The sequence below is a fragment of the Asaia sp. W19 genome, from assembly GCF_003994335.1.
In the GTDB taxonomy this organism is placed as follows: domain Bacteria; phylum Pseudomonadota; class Alphaproteobacteria; order Acetobacterales; family Acetobacteraceae; genus Asaia.
The window spans coordinates 1-3,477 of the sequence record NZ_PNQZ01000113.1 but is presented as its reverse complement, the minus strand read 5'-3'; the positions used below and the strand labels follow the sequence as shown (position 1 = coordinate 3,477).

Sequence of the window (3,477 nt, the reverse complement as noted above, 5' to 3'; positions counted from 1 at the left end):
AAACATCAGCTCGGCAACGGGCCGCAAGCCTGTGGCGGCAGCCCCCGCCGCAGCGCCGATATAGGAGGCTTCGGTGATTGGAGTGTCGAGCACACGATCCGGACCGAATTCGGTGTAGAGCCCCTTGGTGACGCCAAGTACGCCGCCCCAGGCGTCATCGACCCCTGAACTGCCGCCCTTGCCGCCCGCAACATCCTCCCCCATCAGGATCACGCGCTCATCGCGCCGCATCTCCTGACGCAGTGCCTCATTGATGGCCTGTCTGAAGCTTTTTCTGGACATGATAATTCTCCCTCCCTGGCGTGATGTGGCTCAGTAGGTGACGTAGACATTCTCATGCAGGTCGGCTGCCTGCGGCACGGGATCGGACTTGGCCTTGCTGACTGCCCGATCGATCTCCTCGCGTACGGCGCTATCGATCGCATCGAAAGCCGAGGCCTCGATCGTGCTGACGGTGCTCACCTGCTCGCGAAAATTTCTGAGGCAGTCTTTTTCGGCGCGCAGGCGCGTTACGTCTTCGCTGCGCCGATAACTCGCGGCGTCCCCCTCGAAATGCCCGTACCAGCGGGCGAGATGGACATGCATCATCACAGGCCCCTTACCGGAGCGGGCATGCGCGATCGCCTCTTCCGCAGCCTGGTGTACAGCGAAGAAATCAGCGCCGTCGCATTCGATATAGGGCATGCCGAAGCCTTCAGCGCGTGCGCGTTGGGACCCTGCGCAGGCATAGGAAGACGCTGTCGCCTCGCCATAGCAGTTATCTTCCAGCACAAACACCGCTGGTAGTGACCAGACTGTGGCGAGGTTCAGGCTTTCCAGCGTCGTGCCTTCATTGGAAGCACCATCACCATAAAAGGCGACTGCAACTCCTCCATCCTTCAGCAGCTTGTGTGACAGGGCAGCGCCACAGATCAGTGGCGGGCCGCCGCCGACAATCCCATTGGCACCCAGCATGCCCAGGGACAGATCAGCGATATGCATCGAGCCGCCCTTGCCCTCGCAGACGCCGGTTTTCTTGCCGTAGATTTCGGCCATCATGCCGTCGACAGCGACGCCCTTGGCGATGCAGTGCCCATGGCCGCGATGGGTGCTCGCAATGGTATCGGTCTCGTTCAGATGGGAACATATCCCGACGGCCGAGGCTTCTTCACCGCAATAGAGATGGACGAAACCGGGTATCTCACCCGTTGCGAACTCGACGTGAAGACGTTCCTCGAAGTCACGGATGGTGCGCATCGAGCGATAGGCGCGCAGCAGGACATCCTGGGAAATCTGCATGAGATATTCTCCCTTGGGGCGCTTCATCGTCGCGCCCTTCACACTGGCGACCAGACCCCTCCAATCGGGAGGGATGTCGGTCCCGCCAGCGGGAGCCTCTCACCAGGCAGGGGATGGAAGAAACATTTCTTCGTTATCAATAACAGATTCTTGTTATGATCCGTCCTGGAGTGTCGCAGGATCGAGACATCGGGATATGTCCCGGCACGGGCAGGATACAGGAAGATCTATGATGGAAGGACCAGACGTGACTTCCCTGGTGGGGCGCAGCAGCGTTCCTCCATCGCTTCCGACACCTTTGCACGAGTCCTGGCGGCGCTGCGGGGGCAGGGCAGCCTTGGCCGCGCGTCATATCGCGCCTCATGACCGGCTCTGCGCCGCCGAGCTGAGGCAGAGACGCGCCTGTCTCGGCAGCGCCCTGCATGAAGGCTGCGTCGAGCTCGACCGGCTGGCCCGGCTGGTCGCGCCTCTCGGCTATATTGCCCTCCTCTCCGACCGGTCCGGTGTCGTGATGGCGCATCGATGCGAAAGCCGGGACGCCCGTCGCGCCGGGCGCTGGAATTTATTCTCGGGTGCCATCTGGGCGGAGGATGCGGCCGGTACGAATGGACTCGGCACGTGTCTGGTGGAGGACAGGGCCATGACGGTGTGTGGAAGCGAGCATTGGCGCTTCGCGTTGCACCATCTGACCTGTACGGCGGTTCCGTTCTACGGAACCGAAGGCGAAATCCTGGGCGCGCTCAATGTGAGCACCGGGCGTCATGACGCCCCGATGGCCGGGATCATGGAGGCGTTGCTCGCCGATGCGTCGCGAGCAATCGAAAGGCGTCTCTTCGAGCATCGATTCAGGTCCGCTCGGATCGTACTCCTAGGGGAGGGCACTGCCCTGTCGCAGGAAATGATCGCTCTGGATGAATCCGGCGGCCTCATCGGCGCCAGCCGTGCCGCCCGGAGCAGGCTGGCGGTGATTGAACAGGTTCCGGATCGGGGCAGCCATTTCGACGCGTGCAGGTCGGTTCCCATGCTGAAGGAACGCTCCGGTTTTCGAGAAGCTGAGATACGCGCCATTCTCGAAGCACTCTCCTTCAGCCAGGGCAAGATTGCCCCGGCTGCGCGCCTTCTCGGTGTCAGCCGGGCGACCCTCCATCGCAAGATCAGAAATCTCGGGATCAGGCGGGGCGCCCTGGACGCACTCAGCCGTTGATGATGGTCCCGCCATTGACGTGCAAAGTCTGTCCGGTGACGAAAGACGCATCCTCACTGGCGAGATAGACATAGGCCGGGCCAAGTTCGGAGGGGTCGCCGCATCGGTCCATCGGTACGGAACTGGCGAGGGCCGAAACCTGCTCCGGGTCGACAGGGCCCCAGCTTGCGGGCTGAAGCGGAGTCCAGACCGGCCCTGGCGCGACAGCGTTCACGCGGATCCCCTTTTCCACCAGTTCAAGCGCGAGAGCGCGGGTGAACCCCATCTCAGCTGCCTTCGTGGTGGAATAGGCCAGCAATCCCGCACTGCCACGATAGGCGTTGATCGACGAGGTATTGACGATGGCGCTTCCCTTTTTGAGATGGGGCAGGGCGGCGCGCGTCAAGTAGAAATAACCGTTGATATTGGTGTCCATATGACGCTGCCATTCCTCATCGGTGATGGTGGCGCTATCCTGATTGACGACCTGCCAGCCTGCATTATTGACCAGCACATCGAGGCCGCCGAACGCCTCGACGACCTGGCTTACGGCCTCGTTGCAGAAATGGCTCGAGCGGATATCACCGGACAGGGCGATGGCCCTGACGCCCTCGGCTTCGATCAGGCGCTTCGTCTCATCCGCGTCTTCATGTTCTTCGAAATACAGGATGGCGACATCGGCGCCCTCCCGGGCAAAATGCAGCGCTGCCGAGCGCCCGATGCCACTATCGCCCCCACTGACGATTGCTTTCTTGCCCGAAAGCTTGCCGCTGCCGCGATAGCTTTCCCTGATATGCGTGGCGAGGGGACGCATCGCTTTCTCAACGCCGGGTTGATGGGCCTGCGATTGGGGCGGAATCTGCTCTGGCATGAACTCTCTCCTGATCGTGGAACATTCGGGGTCCCGATTTCACGGACCTGTGATCAATGCGAGGCAAGAGAGGACGTTCCGGCGTTTCTCCCGAGATCGAGGTTTTGTGATATCGGGGGAGAGGCGGGTCTCAGGAGGGGGGGCG

3 protein-coding genes and 1 pseudogene are annotated in these 3,477 nt (G+C 61.7%); 1 reads left to right on the top strand and 3 read right to left on the bottom strand.

Going from position 1 to position 3,477, the window contains the following annotated elements; translation table 11 throughout:
- Window positions 1–282, bottom strand: a pseudogene (locus C0V97_RS17055) (alpha-ketoacid dehydrogenase subunit beta); the annotation flags it as partial.
- Window positions 283–312: 30 nt separating this feature from the next.
- A complete protein-coding gene (locus tag C0V97_RS17050; protein ID WP_127103701.1) occupies window positions 313–1,278 on the bottom strand; it encodes a thiamine pyrophosphate-dependent dehydrogenase E1 component subunit alpha in 966 nt (321 codons plus the stop codon).
- 229 nt (window positions 1,279–1,507) lie between these two features.
- Between C0V97_RS17050 and C0V97_RS17045 the strand changes: the two genes are divergently transcribed.
- Window positions 1,508–2,482: a helix-turn-helix domain-containing protein gene (locus C0V97_RS17045; protein WP_158625467.1), complete on the top strand. Its 975-nt coding sequence runs from the start codon at window positions 1,508–1,510 to the stop codon at window positions 2,480–2,482.
- Here C0V97_RS17045 and C0V97_RS17040 read toward each other — a convergent pair.
- On the bottom strand, window positions 2,472–3,332 hold the full coding sequence (locus tag C0V97_RS17040; RefSeq protein WP_127103699.1) for a glucose 1-dehydrogenase: 861 nt from the start codon (window positions 3,330–3,332) through the stop codon (window positions 2,472–2,474). The genes C0V97_RS17045 and C0V97_RS17040 overlap by 11 nt on opposite strands.
- Between the last annotated feature and the right edge of the window lie 145 nt (window positions 3,333–3,477).